Below are 17,765 nucleotides of genomic sequence, written 5' to 3'. Positions count from 1 at the left end.
GTCTAATACTCTCATACCCATTCTTACCGAATATTTATCATTATATCACAATTTCAGATAAACACGAACACATATTCCCTTTCGATGATAATATTAACGAGTTTTTAATGAAATAGCTTTGTTTAAAGAAAAACTGTATTCTAGTACGTAAAACATTAATTTAAAAGGATATCGCAAAAAAACTGCCCTCCTATTGGATAGAATCTAGTAAGTAAAAAGGACACTGAGATAAGTAAAATCTACTTTTCCAGTGTCCTTCATATAGTAACTCATCTAGTTATCTTCATCATTCCGTTCGTCGTCTTCTTCCATTTGCGACCTTTTTCTTTCGCTGCGATTTGATTCATCCTTGTGCTCCGCATCTGAATCCTTTTTTTCTTCAAAATCAGGCGTCCAAGTGTTTTTGGCAGGTTTTGAATTTAGAAATTCTTCATAGAAAGCACTTAAACCAGCTGCTTGTCCATAAGCAACTTCATTGGATTTAGTTTCTTTATCAAAGAATCCTTCCTTCTTTTGCAAATCTTCTGCTACATCGAGCTGTTTTTCTCGTTCAGTTGTTACTGGTATATCCACTTCTTTTTCTTCAGGGTTGGCGTCCCCCTCAACTTCGTCAATACTTGAAGCAACTTCTTCATTGGGATTAGCGTATTCTGCTTCAGACTCAGTAGGAACATTTTCCGTATCATCCACTGATTCTAACTCACTCTCCTTTTGGTCCAGTTGATGTGAGTCTCCTACAACAATATCACTGCGATCTCGTTGGATAACAACTGCTGAGCGTAATGCGCGCGATGATAGATTACCAAACTCATCATCTGGTACAAACAAACACCCAATCTGGTAGTGGTCTCCTTGAAAAATAGAAGACTGTGCGAAACGTTTCTCCCCAGATAAATCGATGATTTCTAATTTACAGAAAGCAGGATTCTGTTGGAGTGCATGATAAAACTCGGCTTGAGACGCTATTTCCAATCCATTTGTTTTCCAAATAATCTCGCCAATCTGAAGACCCATTTTAGAAGCTGTCGAATGAGGGAGAACTCCTAAAATTTTCAAACCTTCTTCTCGTCGTGTAAACATACTTAATTGTCTTTTATCGTTAGCACGGTAGAGTAAATAAACACATTCTCTTCCTATCAAAACTAATGCTGGCACTGCTAACGCAATAACAGGGTAAAACAAAGCTGCAACTGCCACACCAATAACTAGTAAATTCAAAGCTAGCAACTGTTTACCAACTTTTTTTACGCCATCAATTGGCATAGCACTATGTACTTTTGCCTGAAATCCCAACATAAACGGAAATAGTGCTAAGCCGAATGATTGACCGCTAGTGAGCTCAAACAGTGGCCACCAACCTTCCGTAGAAAAAGGGCCTACAGGAAATAATAAAAATAGTGGTAAGTACCATAAACGTGAAGCAATATGCTGTCCAACCATCTTACCTCGCTTGCTTTTTAAAAGAGAGGGTGAACTCTGTTTCCAACCATCTAATAAAATCAGCAATGACTCCGCTAGAAACAATGCCGCCAAGAGCCAGATAAGTCCGAGAATACTCGCGCTGTCAATTTCCGCTAACCACGTATTTAACCAACTATACTCTGTTCCGCCGGCCGGTAAGAAAGGAATGATAAACATAACGATAGAGCCAGCCACAGTCATACTAAGCCACCTTGCATGTCCTAGGGGCAATAAAACAATCCATACTGCAGTTAAAAGTGCTAGTATACCGACTGGTACTTCAATACCTAGTAATAAAATAACAACCGAAAGTGAAGCTCCAAAAATAAGTGCAATTGCTATTGGTGAGGTAACTCGTTTAATCACATCATATACACGAGTGTGGAATTCTTTTCTTTCTCGTTTTACCCTTCGCATACTTAACCAAAAAGCCGCAATGACAAATATATATGTAAGTGGGTGTAAAAAGAATCTTCCTACTGCTTTTAATATTTCTAATCCGATTACTTCCAAGAGAAACCCTCCTCAACCCATCAATCTACTATTCATAACCTCTTCCTTTCATTGTAAATGAATTATCAGAAAAGAAAAGTGATTTTTTAATAAAAGCGGCAATCCCCTTCTTTTATTAAATGCATCGTCAGTTTCTCCACTAACTTTTAAACAATAAGAACTTCTAAGAAACTTTATCGAAAAAGTTAAATCTAAACTTACCAAAAAACCGCCCTCAAATGTCACTAACCGCTGAAAAAGGTACACTCGTAGGAGAAGATGTGCACCTAGTGTCGTTAAACACGTGAGATAGCTCCTTTCAACCTGACACTAATCACTTGAATGTCACCTTATTTTTCACTTCAATTTATTTTTATAAGAATTACCCCATTATTTCCATATCCCACCCCGATCCTTCCTTTTAGCTCGGTAGGCCGTCTTGATTGGACACGAACTTCTCCTATATTAAAAGCAACAAAAAAAAAGATTGAAAAAGAGAATTCTCTTTTTCAATCGGAAAGTTCTAGATCCTGGTTATCCTACGATAACTTCAATCGCACGATCAAGCTGCAAATCATATTCTTTTCCTTGGATCGCTTCAATAACTTTCTCTTGTAAACGAGTTCCCGTTTCTTCATTGATTTCTCCAGTTACCTCGAGACCCTCTTGTTCTTGGAATCCTCTAACGGCTTCTTCTGTTTCTTCATCAAAGTAGCCATCCGTTCTGCCAGGATCAAATTCACTTATACCCGCCAACATAATTTGTGCATTTTTTATATGTTCATTAGACATGTCATAAGTAAGCGGCTCTTCAAAATCCAATGGAGTAGCATAGTAGAAGTCTGGTTGCTCAACCTTAATGGTCGGTTCTACGCCCACTTCATTTATATTATTTCCATCTGAAGTTAACCATCGGAACAATGTCAGCTTAATTTCGCTTCCATCAACCATACGTAAAGTTTGTTGTACGGTGCCTTTTCCAAAGGTATTTGTACCAACAACTTCATAACCGCCTGCTTCTTTTAATGCACCGGCAAGAATTTCCGATGCTGAAGCACTGCCTTCATCCGTAAGAGCAACAATCGGATATTCTTTTTTCCCGTCAAGATTCGATAGCTGTCTCATGCGCTCGCCTTCTTGATCTTCAATTTGAACGATAGGCTCGCCTTCCGGAATAATCAGACTGCCTATTTCCTCAACGACTTGAAGGAGTCCGCCTGGGTTACCTCTAACGTCAATAATTAAACCATCAATATTACTATCTTCAAGTTCTTTTAATTGTTCTTCAAACTCAGTCGCTGTTTTTTCAGCAAATGAACTTAATTCTATAACACCTATTGACTTTCCATCTTCCTCTATGATTTCACTGTAAACTGTTTCAATAGGAATTTCATCGCGGACAACGTCCAGATCAATTGGATCGTTAACACCCGGGCGTTCAATTGTCAGCGTAACAGTGGATCCTTTTTCCCCGCGGATTTTAAGGACAGCATCATAAAGTGACAAACCATCTGTATCTTCTCCATCAATCTCAAGAATTTTATCATTTGGTCTTAATCCTGCGTTTTCTGCCGGTGAATCTCTAAATGGGGCTACAATTGTAACACGGCCATCTGTCATACTTACTTCAGCACCAATGCCTTCAAACGTAGAATCCAAAGAATTCATGAACTCCTCAGCGGTTGATTCATCCATGTATACGGAGTATGGATCCTCTAACGTTTCAAGCATTCCCGTAATCGCACCCTCAACCAGCTTGGATTCATCCACTTCGTCTACATACTTGTCCGTGATCATATCTATAGCTTGCTGTATTTTAGCCATTTCTTCGTCATCATCTACGTTGCCAAGAACTTCTTCCGTCTCGCCACCGTTAATGAGCTGCGCTACTTCGTCTTGCCCCAAACCATTATCATCATTCATAGGCCCCATCGCTACATACATTCCTCCAGCTCCCAGAACTAAAGAAAAAAATACGATTAGGGGGATGATAATATTATTTTTGTTCATACTCTCACCTCTTTGTCACAATTTAGATGGAGTCATCCACCGTATAACTTTTTTCACTGTTTCCATCATAACAGAGTTAGCCATAGATTTGAAAGTTCCATCTCTTTTACTACTTTTATATAAAATGGTAATCTGTAGAAATTTATCAACATTTTGAATTTCTTCTTTGATGCAAAAGAAAGAAGAGGTCCAATATAGTATATATAAGGACACTCTTCTTCATTCAACTAAATATTTATTTATCTTTTTTTACGGGAGATAACTTGAAGGATTTACAGATGACGATGAGCCAGCGTAACCGCCAGGGTGTACTTCAAAATGCAAGTGAACTCCTGTCGAAACACCTGTCGTGCCCATTACTGCAATCGTTTGACCTCGACTAACACGCTCTCCTGCTGACACATTGATTGAAGCTAAATGTGCATAAAGCGTCGTAATGCTTTTTCCGTTTACAACATGAGAAATAGTAATCGTGTTACCATATCCATTCATCCTGCCAGCAGAAATAACTGTTCCTGCTTCGGCTGCATAAATACCCGTACCACCATCGCGTCCAAAGTCTGTCCCATTGTGGGACCTGACTTCCCCTGTTACAGGGTGGACTCTGTGGGGATTGTAACCCGATGTCATTCTACCATCGGCTGGTCGGTGGAGTGTAGCAGAACCTCCACTCGATGCTTGTTTAGTACTTTTAGTTTCTGAGATTGAAGGTGAACTGCCTGAACTACTTTTAGAATTATTTGAACCGCTAGAGCCAGAATTGTTTGAGCTACTTGACGAAGATGAACTCGTTGAGGTACTAGCTTCAGCTTGTTTTTGTTCTTCTTTTGCAGCTGCACGTTCTTCTGCAAGTCTTGCCTCTTCTTCTGCTTGTCTTTGTGCTTCTGCCTCACGCTGGCGTCTTTCTTCTTCTTCTTTCTTACGACGTTCTTCCTCTAATCTCCGCTGTTCTTCTTCCCACGCAGCTAATTCTTGTTTTGCCGCCTCTTCTTGAGCTGCCAAAAACTGTTTCTCTTCTTCTAAGTTTAAAAGGTTATCTTCTAATGAATAGCCTTGCTCCGTCAGTTGTTCCAATAACACATCTTTCTGACCAATTTGATCTTCCAGCCCCTGTTTTAAACCTTCTAAATCTGTCATTTGTTCTTCTAAACTAGTAAGCTCAGATTCCAAATCATTTTTAGCTTTTTCAACTGCCTGCATATCCTCAATATGTTGATCAAGAATGTTTCTATCGGATTCAGCAATCGAATTAAGAGCAGAAATACGCTCTATCAAATCCCCAAACCCTTGTGCACCTAAAATCACATCTATGTAATCTATTGAACCACCGTTTTGATACATAAATTTCACACGTTCTTTAAGAATTTCATCTCTTTCTTTAATTCGTTCCTCAAGAACTGCTATTTCTTCACGTAAATCCTCGATCCTTGCATTTGTTGCATCGATTTCTTCTTGTTTATCATCAATATTTTGATTAGTCGTTAGCATTTCATTATCCAACTGATGGATTTCTTCAGCCACGCCTTTCATCTCTGCTTCTACTTCTTGTAACTCTTCTTCTGTTTGTTCTGCTTCTTCTTGTTTAACACCTTGTTTATTTTTATATCCTTCTATATTTTCTTTTAATTCTTCTCCTGTATTAGCTGAAACTGATTCAATATGTATCAAATCTATTAATGTAGTTAAAGCAAGTATTACAGCTATTAAAAACAATGCTAGTTTACGAGTCATAATGACCCTCCCTTTAAAATTGGCGATATATGTTTTATTTCCTAGGAAATAGTCAGTTTTATGTTAGGGAGTTCCCGAAAGGTCAAAAAAGACTTTTTGAGAACTCCTCTCTTTTATACTTTCAAGAACTTCCTTACACTCATGACACTTCCCCAAACTCCAACAATTGCCCCAATACCTAAGAGTAGAATGGCATTTTGAATAACTAATGGATAAGTAGGCAAAAATTCAAAGAAGTCCAGTCCGGTGCTTTCCCCAATCATTTCATAAAATTGGACATAACCAAACCACAATAGCGCAATAGGAATAATTGAGCCAAATGTACCTAGTAGAAGACCTTCTATAAAGAAAGGCCATCGGATAAAGCCGTTTGTTGCTCCTACAAGTTTCATAATCTGAATTTCATTCTTTCTAGCCACAATGGTTAGTTTTATCGTGTTAGCTATAAGAAAAATGGCCGTAAATGACAAACCACCGATTAATACCACACCTATAATTCGAATAAAATCCGTTGCCGTGAAGAGTTGGTCAAAAATATCCCGACCATATTCTACACCTTCTACATGTTCTAAAGATTCAATTTCTTCAACAATAACTTCTGTATCTTCCGGATTCTCTGCATGAACAACATATACATCATTCAATGGGTTTTCATCCCGAAGTCCTTTAAAATAGTCGCCTTGTTCACCTAAACTATCTATGAATGTTTCTAACCCTTCATCTTTGGGTATATATTCTACAGAATCGATAGTCTCAAAGTCTTCGAGATTTGTATTTAAGTTTTCCTGTTCCGCTTCTGAAGTAGTAAGTTCGACGAATACTCTGATTTCAACATCATCTTCCAATGAATCAGCAAAATGGTTTAAGTTCATAATCAGCAGCAAGAATGCACCAACTACTAATAACGTAACCGTAACCGCACTTACAGAAGCAAATGTCATCCAACCATTACGAATAATATTTTTACCGCCTTCTTTTATATGGCGGCCAACTGTTCTAGCTCTCATACCCGTACATCCCCCTTGCTTCATCTCGGGAGATTCGACCATTTTCAATAGCAATTACTCTCTTTCGCATGCTATCAACGATATCTCTATTATGTGTTGCCATAATTATCGTAGTTCCCCGGTCGTTAATCTCTTCCAAAATGCGCATAATTTCCCAAGAAGTTTCCGGATCCAAATTCCCTGTAGGCTCGTCCGCTATAAGTACGGAAGGATTATTAACAATCGCTCTTGCGATCGCAACACGCTGTTGTTCTCCACCTGAAAGCTCATGAGGTAAAAATCTTGCTTTATTTTTTAAACGAACGATGTCTAATACTTCCATGACACGTTTTTTTATATTCGCTTTACTTTCCTCAATAACTTCCATAGCAAATGATACATTTTCAAAGACCGTTAAAGATGGTAATAGCTTAAAATCTTGGAAAACTACTCCCATATTTCTCCGTAAATACGGGATATGTCTTTCTTTAATCTTTGATAGATTTTTTCCATCAATAGATATCTCACCCCGTGTTGGTTTTTCCTCACGGAACATCATTTTAATAAAAGTAGATTTCCCCGCACCACTGGGGCCCACCACATAAACAAACTCTCCCTTTTTGATATATATAGAAATCCCATTAACAGCCATTACGCCGTTTGGATAGGTTTTCCACACGTCCTGCATTTGGATCAATCCCATCACTTCCTAGTATATTTATCGTAGTTAATAAAAAAGACATAAATGAAGACTACAAGTCCCATTGTTATGTAGTCATGAATGCAATGTCTTCTAAAAAATTCATATTTAAGGTAATTGAAATATAGTTTTGCAAACTATATCAAATTTCGACAATCTATTTCTACGTTTTTATTATAGCATCAATTTACATCATTTAAAGTTAAACTTCTTTACAATTATATTTCAATTGTTACAAACCAATTGTCGAAAACTATCGAAGTAGAAAGAAAAATTAGCATAAGTCTATACCAGATAGGCATAAAGTTTCAAGCATTAAGTCTAATTTTTTTATAAATCTGACATAAATTACAAAACCGACCACGCAAAAGAGGGTGCTGAAAAGTAAAAACTTACTTTCCAGCACCCTTCTCAAAAATTAAATTTCAGGTTTTAATCATATTTTCAGATGGAGAATTAGAGTGATATATTGAACTCTCAAGACAACATATTATAACTAATTATTGTTCAGAAACCCATGCTGCAACATCTTCTGCATCCTGTCCACTAACAAGTTCAGCTGGCATGTTACCAGGTCCCTCTTCAATTGTAGCTAAAATAACATCTGCAGAAATTCCGTGCAAGTCCGGTCCTGAAGCTCCCTCAAGGTCTCCCCCGTGACAGGCGGCACAGTTACCAACATAAACTTCTTCACCGTTGGTAGCGTCATATGTATCGTTTCCTCCAGCGCTCTCTTCAACAGCATTATTGTTCTCTGGTACTTCTTCGTTGTTTGCATCATCACCGCCGCATGCTCCAAGCACTAGCACTGAACCCATAATTGCAAATACTAATTTCTTCATAAAATCCCTCCTTAAATTTTGGTAAGATTATCAAACCTACCTAGATATTATAACCGTTTTATTTTTTATTGAAACCTTCACCCAACACTTCTGAAGCACTAGTGACAATAACAAAGGCTGTCGGATCAATTGTTTTGATCGTTTTCTTTAATTTCGCTATTTCATTTCTGCCAACTACACACATTAAGACTGGTCTTTCATGATTCGTGTATCCCCCGTAACCTATTAATTTTGTTACGCCACGATCTACTGTCGTTAACAATCCTTGTTTAATTTCTTCTTGATTGTCAGAAATAATAATTGCCATTTTAGAATAACCGAAGCCAATTTGAACAAGATCAATCGTTTTTCCCGTCGTGAATAATCCTATGAGTGCGTATAAAGCGAATTCAAAGCCGAATACAAAAGCTGACGATACAACAACAAGACCGTCAATAATAAATATACAAGCACCAAGAGATAAACCAGAATATTTGCCGATAATTTGCGCAGCTAAATCCGTCCCGCCAGTTGAGGAGTTCGATTTGAAAACAATTCCTAGCCCCAATCCAACGCCAACACCACCAAAAATTGCTGCTAATAAAGGATCAGCAGTTGCGGGTTCCATTCCTCTTGTCAAGTAAACAATAAAAGGTAAGAAAAGCGTTCCGGCAAGTGTTTTAGAACCATATAACACACTACCTCGAAGGCTTCCTCCGAGCAATATTATTCCGGCAACAAACAATGGAATATTAAATGCCCATTGTGTATAGGCTGGTTCAAAACCTAACGTGTTGTAGAAGAGTGTCGAGATTCCTGCTACTCCACCTGAAGCAATCTGATTTGGGAGTAAAAATATATTAAAAGTGATTGCAACTAGGGCTGCCCCTACAAGGACATGAGCGAACTCAAAGACAATTTGTTGCAGTGGAGTCAATGGTTCTTTGTTTCTTTTACGCTGTTTACTTTTCAACACTATTATCACCTTTTTTCTAAAACAATATGTACAGAACACACAAGTCATAATCTGCCATCTGATCTTAATCCTTTCAGAGTATATCACCAGCATGACAGCCTGTAAACGCGAGTATAGTAACGCTTTAATCGATCAAATTAAAACAAGTCACTATTCGCATTGATATATAACATGTTCTTTTTGAAAAAATTTAATATCTAATCTTGTGAATTTGTATTTGTTATATCGAAGGTTGTTTGGAAGAATTACCGCTCGCTTTCCGTAATTTCGTGCAAGTGCAGGCTGGTTTTCCCTTAACACGTGTGGCGAAAAGGAAGCTGTCTACTTTACCTAATAAAAAAAATCTGTGAACAGGTAATTATTTTACCTCAACACAGATCCTTTTATGAATTAATCGTAACAATCGTTTATCCGATTTGCGAACGCAGGTAAGCATCAATGAATGGAGCTAACTCTCCGTCCATCACTGCTTGCGTGTTCCCTGTTTCCATATTCGTTCGATGATCCTTCACCATACTGTAAGGATGGAATACATAAGAACGAATTTGGCTTCCCCAGCCAATTTCCGACTGCTCTCCGCGAATTGCATCTACTTCTTCACGTTGTCTATCTAATTCTAATTGATGTAATTTGGCTCTAAGCATTTTCATTGCTTGTTCTCTGTTTTTAATCTGAGATCGCTCGGCCTGACAACTTACTACAGTGTTCGTAGGTGTGTGTGTAATTCGAACAGCAGAGTCAGTTGTATTAATATGCTGACCACCAGCCCCACTTGCACGGAATGTATCAATTCTCAATTCATCAGGCGAAATAGTTATGTCGACGCTATCATCTAGTTCAGGTATCACATCGCATGAAGCAAACGATGTATGACGTCTTCCCGCCGAGTCAAAAGGAGAAATTCGCACTAGGCGATGGACACCCTTTTCCGCTTTGAGGTATCCATAAGCATTACGTCCCTTTATAAAGAGTGTGACGCTTTTGACCCCTGCTTCCTCTCCAGGTAAATAGTCCATCGTTTCCACTTTGAAGTTGTGTGCATCTGCCCATCGTGTATACATACGGAGCAGCAAAGAAGCCCAATCTTGAGACTCTGTTCCTCCCGCACCCGGATGTATTTCCAGGATGGCGTTATTTTGATCATGCGGTCCACTTAATAACAATTGAAGTTCAAATTCATTTAATCGAGCTAACAAACTTTTCAAGCCTGATTCAAGTTCTGCTTCAAGTTCTTTGTCGTCTTCTTCTTTGACCAATCCGTATGACACTTCGAGATCCTCGTGCTCGGCCTCTAATTTACGGTAAATCTCCGTCATTTCTTTTAAACCGTTCATTTCCGAAATAACCTTCTGGGCTTTGTTTTGATCATCCCAAAACGTCGGGTCACCCATCTTGTCTTCTAATTCAGCGATACGAGTTTCTTTTTCAACTAAGTCAAAGAGACCCCCTAAAGTTTTCTAATCGTTTTGCCATCGCTTGTAACTCTTGCTTTATTTCAACTAATTCCATTGATAATCACTCCTGCATATTGGGTTTTTAAAAAAATCCTTTGTCTATCTCTGATTTCTTTATTTTTTTCGGAAAAAGGTAAGGAATTGACTCAAAGGATGTATCAGAAGATCTTTATTGACCTTTCGACACACCCTCTGAACCTTTACTATTGTTCCTGACCGTGACAGTTTTTGTATTTTTGTCCGGATCCACAAGGACATTGATCATTACGTTTTACTGTTTCCCCTTTACGGAAAGGAGTTTTTCGCTTAGTTTCTTTTTTCTCCGCAGTACTTTCGTGAACTGCTTTTCCTTCAGTGACTTGTTTTCTTTCAAGATTTGACTGAATTTGCGCCTTCATAATGTAACGAGATACTTCTTCTTCGATAGTTGCGATCATCTCTTCAAACATCTCAAAGCCTTCAAATTTATATTCTCTCAATGGATCGTTTTGACCATATGCACGCAAATGAATTCCTTGTCGCAACTGATCCATTTGATCAATATGACTTGTCCATTTACTATCTACTGTCCGTAAAAGAATAACTCGTTCAAACTCTCGCATCGTATCTTTCGTGAACGCCTCTTCACGGTCGTCATAATCTTCATGAACCTTCTCCATGATTAGTTCGATCATTTCCTCAGAATCTAACCCGTGAACGTCTTTCTCAGTAATTTCACGCTCACTGAATACCGTAGCATTAATATACTCAACCATCCCTTTAAGGTTCCAGTCCTCAGGCACCTCTGACTCTGGCGTATACAGTGCAACATTACGTTCCACCGTCGATTCCAGCATTTTTTCTACAACTGGGCGTAAGTCTGCTGACTCTAGCACTTCCATCCGTTGTTCGTAAATGACATCACGTTGTTCTCTCATCACGTCATCGTATTGGAGAAGTTGTTTACGGGCATCAAAGTTATTTCCTTCCACCCGCTTCTGTGCTTGCTCTACTGCTTTGGTAATCATTTTGCTTTCGATCGGATTTTCTTCATCCATCCCAAGACGTTCCATCATTTTAGCCATATTATCTGAAGCAAAACGACGCATTAATGTGTCCTCCAGGGAGATGAAAAACTGTGATTTACCTGGATCTCCCTGACGTCCGGCACGACCACGAAGCTGGTTATCAATTCGACGACTTTCATGTCTCTCCGTCCCTAAAACGTACAGTCCACCAAGCTCTGTAACACCTTGACCCAATTTAATATCTGTACCTCGGCCTGCCATGTTCGTGGCAATTGTTACTGCTTTTGGTTGCCCTGCGTTTTCGATGATTTCGGCTTCGCGCTCATGATTCTTCGCATTTAAAACATTATGAGGAACCTTTTTTTTCTTAAGCATATTTGCAATCAGTTCAGAGGTATCGACATTGACCGTACCAACTAACACCGGCTGACCAATTTCATGAAGTTCTTTGATTTTTTCTACGATGGCTTTGAATTTTCCCTCAGCTGATTTGTAAATAAGGTCAGGTCTGTCTTCTCTCATAATCTGTTCATTCGTAGGAATCGAATAAACATTCATCGCATAAATGTTACGAAATTCTTCTTCTTCCGTTTTAGCAGTACCAGTCATACCGGCAAGCTTTTTGTACATTCTAAAATAGTTTTGGAATGTAATGGAAGCAAGAGTCATACTTTCACGCTTAATTTCCAAGCCTTCTTTTGCTTCAATAGCTTGATGTAACCCATCACTGTAGCGACGCCCTTTCATTAGACGTCCAGTAAATTGGTCTACGATCGCTACTTCCCCGTCATCAACGACATAATCTTCATCCCGAACCATGACCTTGTGCGCTTTCAAAGCCTGGTTAATATTATGATTTAACTGCACATGCTCCGAGTCAAAAAGATTGTCAATATTAAAGGCTCTTTCTGCCTTACTTACACCTTCGTCTGCTAATTGAACATTTTTTGCTTTTTCATCATACGTATAATCTTCCTCCGCTTTAAGCATTCTAACGAAGGAATTGGCAGCAGTATAAAGCTCTGTTGTCTTTTGCGCTGAACCTGAAATAATTAACGGTGTACGTGCTTCATCCACCAGAATAGAATCGACCTCATCGACAATCGCAAAATATAATGGGCGTTGAACCATTTGCTCTTTATACGTCACCATATTATCTCTTAAATAATCAAAACCTAATTCATTATTTGTCCCGTAAGTCACATCAGCTTTATATGCTTCTCTTTTTTCCTCTTTTGTCATACCACCCAAGTTTAAACCTACTGATAAGCCTAAAAATGTATATAATTTACCCATTTCAGCAGCGTCACGGCGTGCCAAATATTCATTTACTGTGACAACGTGAACCCCTTTTTCGGTAATGGCGTTTAAATACACAGCCAAGGTCGCGACTAGTGTTTTACCTTCCCCTGTTTTCATCTCGGAAATATCACCCCGATGAAGGACAATTCCTCCAACTAACTGAACTTGGTAATGAGTAAGTCCTAATGAACGGGTAGAACCCTCGCGAACAACCGCAAACGCTTCTGGAAGAAGATCATCAAGCTTCTCTCCATTTTTATATCGTTCTTTAAATTCCGTAGTTTTGTTGCGTAAAGCCTCATCTGAAAGCTTCTTCATATCGTCACTTAGCGCTTCAATCTGATCGATCGTTTTTTGCATTTTTTTTATATGTTTCGCATCGGTATCTCCAATGACCTTCCTTAGTAAACCTAGCATCGGACATTGCTCCCTTTTTCATTATTTCTATTTCGATAGGATTTCTATGTTTCCGTACTATACTTAAGCGTGATTCAATAGAAGCTGCCACTTAAGAATTTACACTACCCTTCATTTTATCAGTTTGCAAAGTTGCTTACAAGCAACGTATCGTTCTAATGAGAGAATATTATTTAATAAGTGTCATGGTATGATGGATCTAATCGTAAAACACTTATTTGTTGAAGGGACTTCATCCCTTCTCTATAATGAAGAGAATACTTTTAATTAAAGCATAGCAGTGCCCGATTTCATTACCTGCTATTTTTCATAGACAAGAAGAATTAGTTTTACTTCGAACGGAGGTACTCCGATTCGGGGGCGCGGAGACTTTGGGGTCAGCGCGAAAAGCGAGCGGTAATTTTTTAACAGCCATAAATGATGATAAGTCAGCAATATATACGTCAACAGTTTTTCAAATTAATTCATCCATCATAGTGTAATGGGAGGTGATGTTTTGCTATCCGTAAAGAAAGTCTTAAATAATAACGTGATCATTGCTGAGCACCCTGACTATGAAGAAGTCGTCCTTATAGGGAAAGGTATTGGTTTCGGTAAAAATACTGGAGATGAAGTTGCAGGAGAGCACGCTGAAAAATTCTTTGTGCTAAAGGATACAGAGGAACAAACACAGTTCATGAACTTATTAGAGTATGTCGATGAGGATTTTATCGGTATAATTAATGAATTTGTTGAAAAACTGGAAAAAAAGTTCGGATCAGTAATGAATGAACATATTCATGTAGGCCTAACAGACCACTTGTACTTTGCCATAAAGAGAATCAAACAAGGTCTTGGAATTAAAAACCCGTTTTTACATGAAACAGAACTTGCTTATCCGAAAGAGTACGCCGCCGCAACAGAATTAACAGAATGGTTAAATGAAAAATTCGATGTGAGAATTCCTGAGGGTGAGATCGGCTTCATTACTCTGCATATTCACAGCGCGCTTACAAACAGAAACTTGGCTGAGATTAACCTTCACACGCAACTGGTTAGCGAGCTAGTACAAATCATTGAAGATTATCTTCGTGTAAGTGTCAGCCGAAAAGATATGAATTATTTAAGATTAGTTCGTCATCTTCATCATGCTATTGAACGTATTCAAACAGAAACATACGTAGAAAATCAAGATAGTTTAAAAGAGGTGTTGCAAAAAGAATATCCTCTATGTTATAATTTGTCTTGGAAATTGATGAAAATCATGCAACAGCGGTTACATAGGCCAGTCCCGGATGCAGAGGCAGTTTATCTTACCTTACATTTACAAAGACTCGTCAGTACCGAACATTAAAATATTGGAAATTGTTCTTAATACGAACAGCTATTCTTTTCCGTGTTACTGATAATGCAGGCATGAGAGAAAAGGAATGTAGTGTAAAATCAAATTGGGTGAAGTGTATCTCCTTCTCCATTTATTGTTTTTACTACACTCTTTTCCCTCATGCCTTTTTTGTTGTCATGATATTTTCACTTCCAAATAACCATACTATTTTTAGTAATTAAAAAGGAGGAAATACTTATGTTTAAAAAGCTTTTTGGTCAATTACAACGAATCGGTAAATCTTTAATGTTACCAGTTGCCATTTTACCTGCTGCCGGTTTACTGCTTGCTATTGGTAATGCTATGGGTAATGAAAATATGATTAATCTTATGCCATTCCTGGAAAACGCCTTTTTTGCTGACCTAGGCGGTATGATGGAATCAGCCGGTGGAATTGTTTTTGATAACTTAGCAATTATCTTTGCTCTCGGGGTTGCCGTCGGTTTGGCCAACGGTTCCGGTGTAGCAGCATTAGCTGCCTTAGTCGGTTTTCTGATCATGAACGTAACAATGGGTGTTATTGGAGGATTAACTGCAGAAGGTGTACTTCAAGGTGAAAATCCAGCACATGCTCTCGTTCTAGGAATTCCAACACTCCAAACTGGTGTGTTTGGCGGTATCATTATCGGGGCACTCGCCGCTTGGGCGTACAACAAATTTTTCGAAATCGAACTTCCTGCCTTCTTAGGTTTCTTTGCAGGGAAAAGATTCGTACCAATCGTTACTGCATTTGCTGCGTTCTTTATTGGTGTAGCGCTATTCTTTATTTGGCCGCCAATCCAAACAGGGATGAACTCGGCATCCCAATTTTTAATGGAAGAAGCAATGGTTGTTGCCGTATTCTTCTTCGGTTTTATCAAACGTTTATTAATACCATTTGGTCTACATCATATTTTCCACGCGCCGTTCTGGTTTGAATTTGGTCAATATACAGACGTTGCTGGAAACATTGTACGTGGAGACTTGAATATCTTTTTCGCGCAGTTAAGTGATGGCGTTGATATAACTGCTGGTCACTTTATGGCAGGGGAATTCCCAATCATGATGTTTGGTCTTCCTGCTGCAGCACTTGCCATGTATCATCAAGCACGTCCGGAAAATAAAAAAGTTGTTGGTGGGTTACTAGGTTCTGCTGCTTTAACATCTTTCTTAACCGGTATTACAGAACCAATAGAATTTTCATTCTTGTTTTTGTCACCGGTTCTATTTTTTATCCATGCTGTTTTAGATGGCATATCGTTCGTAGTATTATATTTGTTAAATGTTAATCTAGGTTATACATTCTCCGGGGGTGCGATTGACTTCTTACTCTTTGGAATCGTGCCAGGACGTGAACCATGGTGGATCGTGGTTGTCGTCGGTCTAATCTTTGCGGTCATCTACTATGTGTTATTCACATTTATGATCAAAAAATTCAACCTATTAACACCTGGACGTGAAAAGCCAGATGCTGAAGGTGAAGCCAGTTCTAAAAAAGCAAGTGGAAAAACGGAATTACCATATGAAGTTCTAAAAGCATTCGGCGGTAAAGATAACTTAACTCATTTAGACGCTTGTATCACTAGACTTCGTATTAGTGTAAAAGACATTGCCGATGTTGATAAAGATCGATTGAAGAAGCTTGGTGCTTCTGGCGTTATGGTAGTTGATAAAAACGTGCAAGCTATTTTTGGTCCTCGATCCGAGACGATCAAAGGACAAATGGAAAATATTATTAGTGGAAAAACACCTGTACCTGAAGAAGAAAGCGACAGTAAAGGTGGCGCACCAGCAACTTCGAAAACGAATGTTTCTATCGTCATGCCTTTGAAAGGTGAAATTAAACCACTTTCCGAAGTTCCTGATAAAATGTTCGCTGAGAAAATGATGGGTGACGGTTTTGCTATTGAGCCATCCGTTGGAGAAGTAGTCTCTCCTGTAGACGGTAAAATCGTAAACTTATTTTCAACAAAGCATGCACTTGGTCTAGAAACTGCTGATGGAACTGAAATTCTTATTCACGTAGGGATTGATACAGTGAAGTTAAAAGGAGAAGGTTTCGAAACGCATGTCGAGCAAGGCGATACAGTAACAATTGGTCAAAAACTTCTCACATTTGACTTAGAAAGTATTCGAGACAAAGCACCATCTGTTATTACGCCGGTGATCTTTACTAACTTAAGTGAAGAACAATCTGTCAGTATCGAAAAAGATGGTCCAACAGAAACTGGAGAAACAGATCGAGTTAAAATTGTTAAGAAATAAGGAGTGATGAATAGTAACAGTATCGAAAGCTGGAGGGAATTCCCCTCTAGCTTTTTTTATTATTGTTGTTTTGCTTCATACAGAGTCCAAGCAATATCTTAGAAACTATATAATTTCCGTTGTAAGAAAAACGCATAGTGTCTTTTGTATTTATTTTGTTGCTTTGTAATCATCAAAGGTTATTTGGAGAAAATTTTCCTCTCGCTTTCCGTGGATGGTCGCGGAAAGCGTCCGCCTAGAACGAGTCTTGCTCTTTTGTTCGGTAATTAACAACAACCTCTAAAAAAATATGGTCGAATCTTTGTTTTCCTCACATTACCGTAAAATTCCATGCTTTGTTATCACTACAAAAATAATGCAAATGAGTTAAAACTATTGTAGTTGTGTATATTTTTAAAATATGAAAGATGGCCAATGAAGCAGATAGTTAATATTGGTGCCATTTAGACGACTGCAGCATGCTGAGTGTCGGTATAATCTTTCTATAGCGCCATCAGGTTGACCAAACTCTTCTGAATGTCACTATAACGCTTCTATAGTAACATTCAATCCGATCCCGGACAGCTGAGTGTTACTATGCGCCATTATTTGTGACACTCATGTCCGTTTTATCGGTGTGAGTGTCACTTAAAGATGATATTCGAAGCCGCTGCATTTCTCTTAAGCTTGCTCTGAACAGGCGTGCAGCCGCTCGCTTACCGTGGATGATTCGTGAGCCTTCTTGAGCAAACGAACACTCTGCAAGGTCTCGAAGATTCGCCCCCTCTGTACGAAAGCAAACAACAATATCTAAAAAAAAAT

The 17,765-nt window shown here is 38.6% G+C and carries 12 protein-coding genes; 2 read left to right on the top strand and 10 right to left on the bottom strand.

Annotated features, from left to right (window positions below; translation table 11 throughout):
- Positions 1–273: 273 nt before the first annotated feature.
- From ACHABW_RS21345 to secA, 9 genes are all read right to left on the bottom strand, one after another.
- A complete protein-coding gene (locus ACHABW_RS21345) occupies positions 274–1,974 on the bottom strand; it encodes a hypothetical protein (RefSeq protein ID WP_435758388.1) in 1,701 nt (566 codons plus the stop codon).
- A 513-nt stretch (positions 1,975–2,487) separates the two neighbouring features.
- Positions 2,488–3,963: a S41 family peptidase gene (locus ACHABW_RS21340; protein ID WP_435758386.1), complete on the bottom strand. Its 1,476-nt coding sequence runs from the start codon at positions 3,961–3,963 to the stop codon at positions 2,488–2,490.
- Between the two features lie 249 nt (positions 3,964–4,212).
- A complete protein-coding gene (locus tag ACHABW_RS21335) occupies positions 4,213–5,694 on the bottom strand; it encodes a murein hydrolase activator EnvC family protein (RefSeq protein WP_435758384.1) in 1,482 nt (493 codons plus the stop codon).
- A gap of 113 nt (positions 5,695–5,807) precedes the next feature.
- Positions 5,808–6,701: a permease-like cell division protein FtsX gene (gene ftsX, locus ACHABW_RS21330; RefSeq protein WP_435758382.1), complete on the bottom strand. Its 894-nt coding sequence runs from the start codon at positions 6,699–6,701 to the stop codon at positions 5,808–5,810.
- Positions 6,691–7,377, bottom strand: coding sequence for a cell division ATP-binding protein FtsE (gene ftsE, locus ACHABW_RS21325; protein WP_435758380.1), 687 nt, complete (start codon positions 7,375–7,377; stop codon positions 6,691–6,693). Before ftsE ends, ftsX begins: the two co-directional genes overlap by 11 nt.
- Positions 7,378–7,880: 503 nt before the next feature.
- Positions 7,881–8,222, bottom strand: coding sequence for a c-type cytochrome (locus tag ACHABW_RS21320; RefSeq protein ID WP_435758378.1), 342 nt, complete (start codon positions 8,220–8,222; stop codon positions 7,881–7,883).
- Between the two features lie 58 nt (positions 8,223–8,280).
- Entirely contained in the window at positions 8,281–9,177 is an 897-nt protein-coding gene (locus tag ACHABW_RS21315; protein WP_435758376.1) for a YitT family protein, read from the bottom strand.
- A gap of 407 nt (positions 9,178–9,584) precedes the next feature.
- A protein-coding gene (gene prfB / locus ACHABW_RS21310; protein WP_110938727.1) for a peptide chain release factor 2 occupies positions 9,585–10,686 on the bottom strand; the annotation gives its coding sequence in 2 pieces (ribosomal slippage) (positions 9,585–10,613 and positions 10,615–10,686; 1,101 coding nt in all).
- 148 nt (positions 10,687–10,834) lie between these two features.
- Positions 10,835–13,357 carry a preprotein translocase subunit SecA gene (gene secA, locus ACHABW_RS21305; protein ID WP_435758374.1) on the bottom strand — a complete coding sequence of 841 codons (2,523 nt, stop codon included), beginning with the start codon at positions 13,355–13,357 and terminating at the stop codon, positions 10,835–10,837.
- A 496-nt stretch (positions 13,358–13,853) separates the two neighbouring features.
- Here secA and glcT point away from each other — a divergent pair, with 496 nt between their 5' ends.
- Both glcT and ptsG read left to right on the top strand, forming a co-directional pair.
- Positions 13,854–14,690, top strand: a complete 837-nt coding sequence (gene glcT, locus ACHABW_RS21300) for a glucose PTS transporter transcription antiterminator GlcT (protein WP_435758372.1) — start codon at positions 13,854–13,856, stop codon at positions 14,688–14,690.
- A gap of 228 nt (positions 14,691–14,918) precedes the next feature.
- Positions 14,919–16,964, top strand: coding sequence for a glucose-specific PTS transporter subunit IIBC (ptsG, locus tag ACHABW_RS21295; protein ID WP_435758370.1), 2,046 nt, complete (start codon positions 14,919–14,921; stop codon positions 16,962–16,964).
- A 574-nt stretch (positions 16,965–17,538) separates the two neighbouring features.
- On the opposite strand, the gene ACHABW_RS21290 is transcribed toward ptsG, so the two are convergent.
- Positions 17,539–17,765, bottom strand: a 227-nt coding sequence (locus ACHABW_RS21290; RefSeq protein ID WP_435758368.1) for a hypothetical protein, incomplete at its 5' end; no start/stop codon positions are given.

Origin of the sequence: Salipaludibacillus sp. CF4.18 (genome assembly GCF_051262595.1) — a bacterium.
Taxonomy (GTDB): domain Bacteria; phylum Bacillota; class Bacilli; order Bacillales; family Salisediminibacteriaceae; genus Salipaludibacillus; species Salipaludibacillus neizhouensis.
The sequence above is the reverse complement of the archived record's forward strand: the minus strand, read 5'-3'. Positions and strand labels throughout refer to the sequence as shown.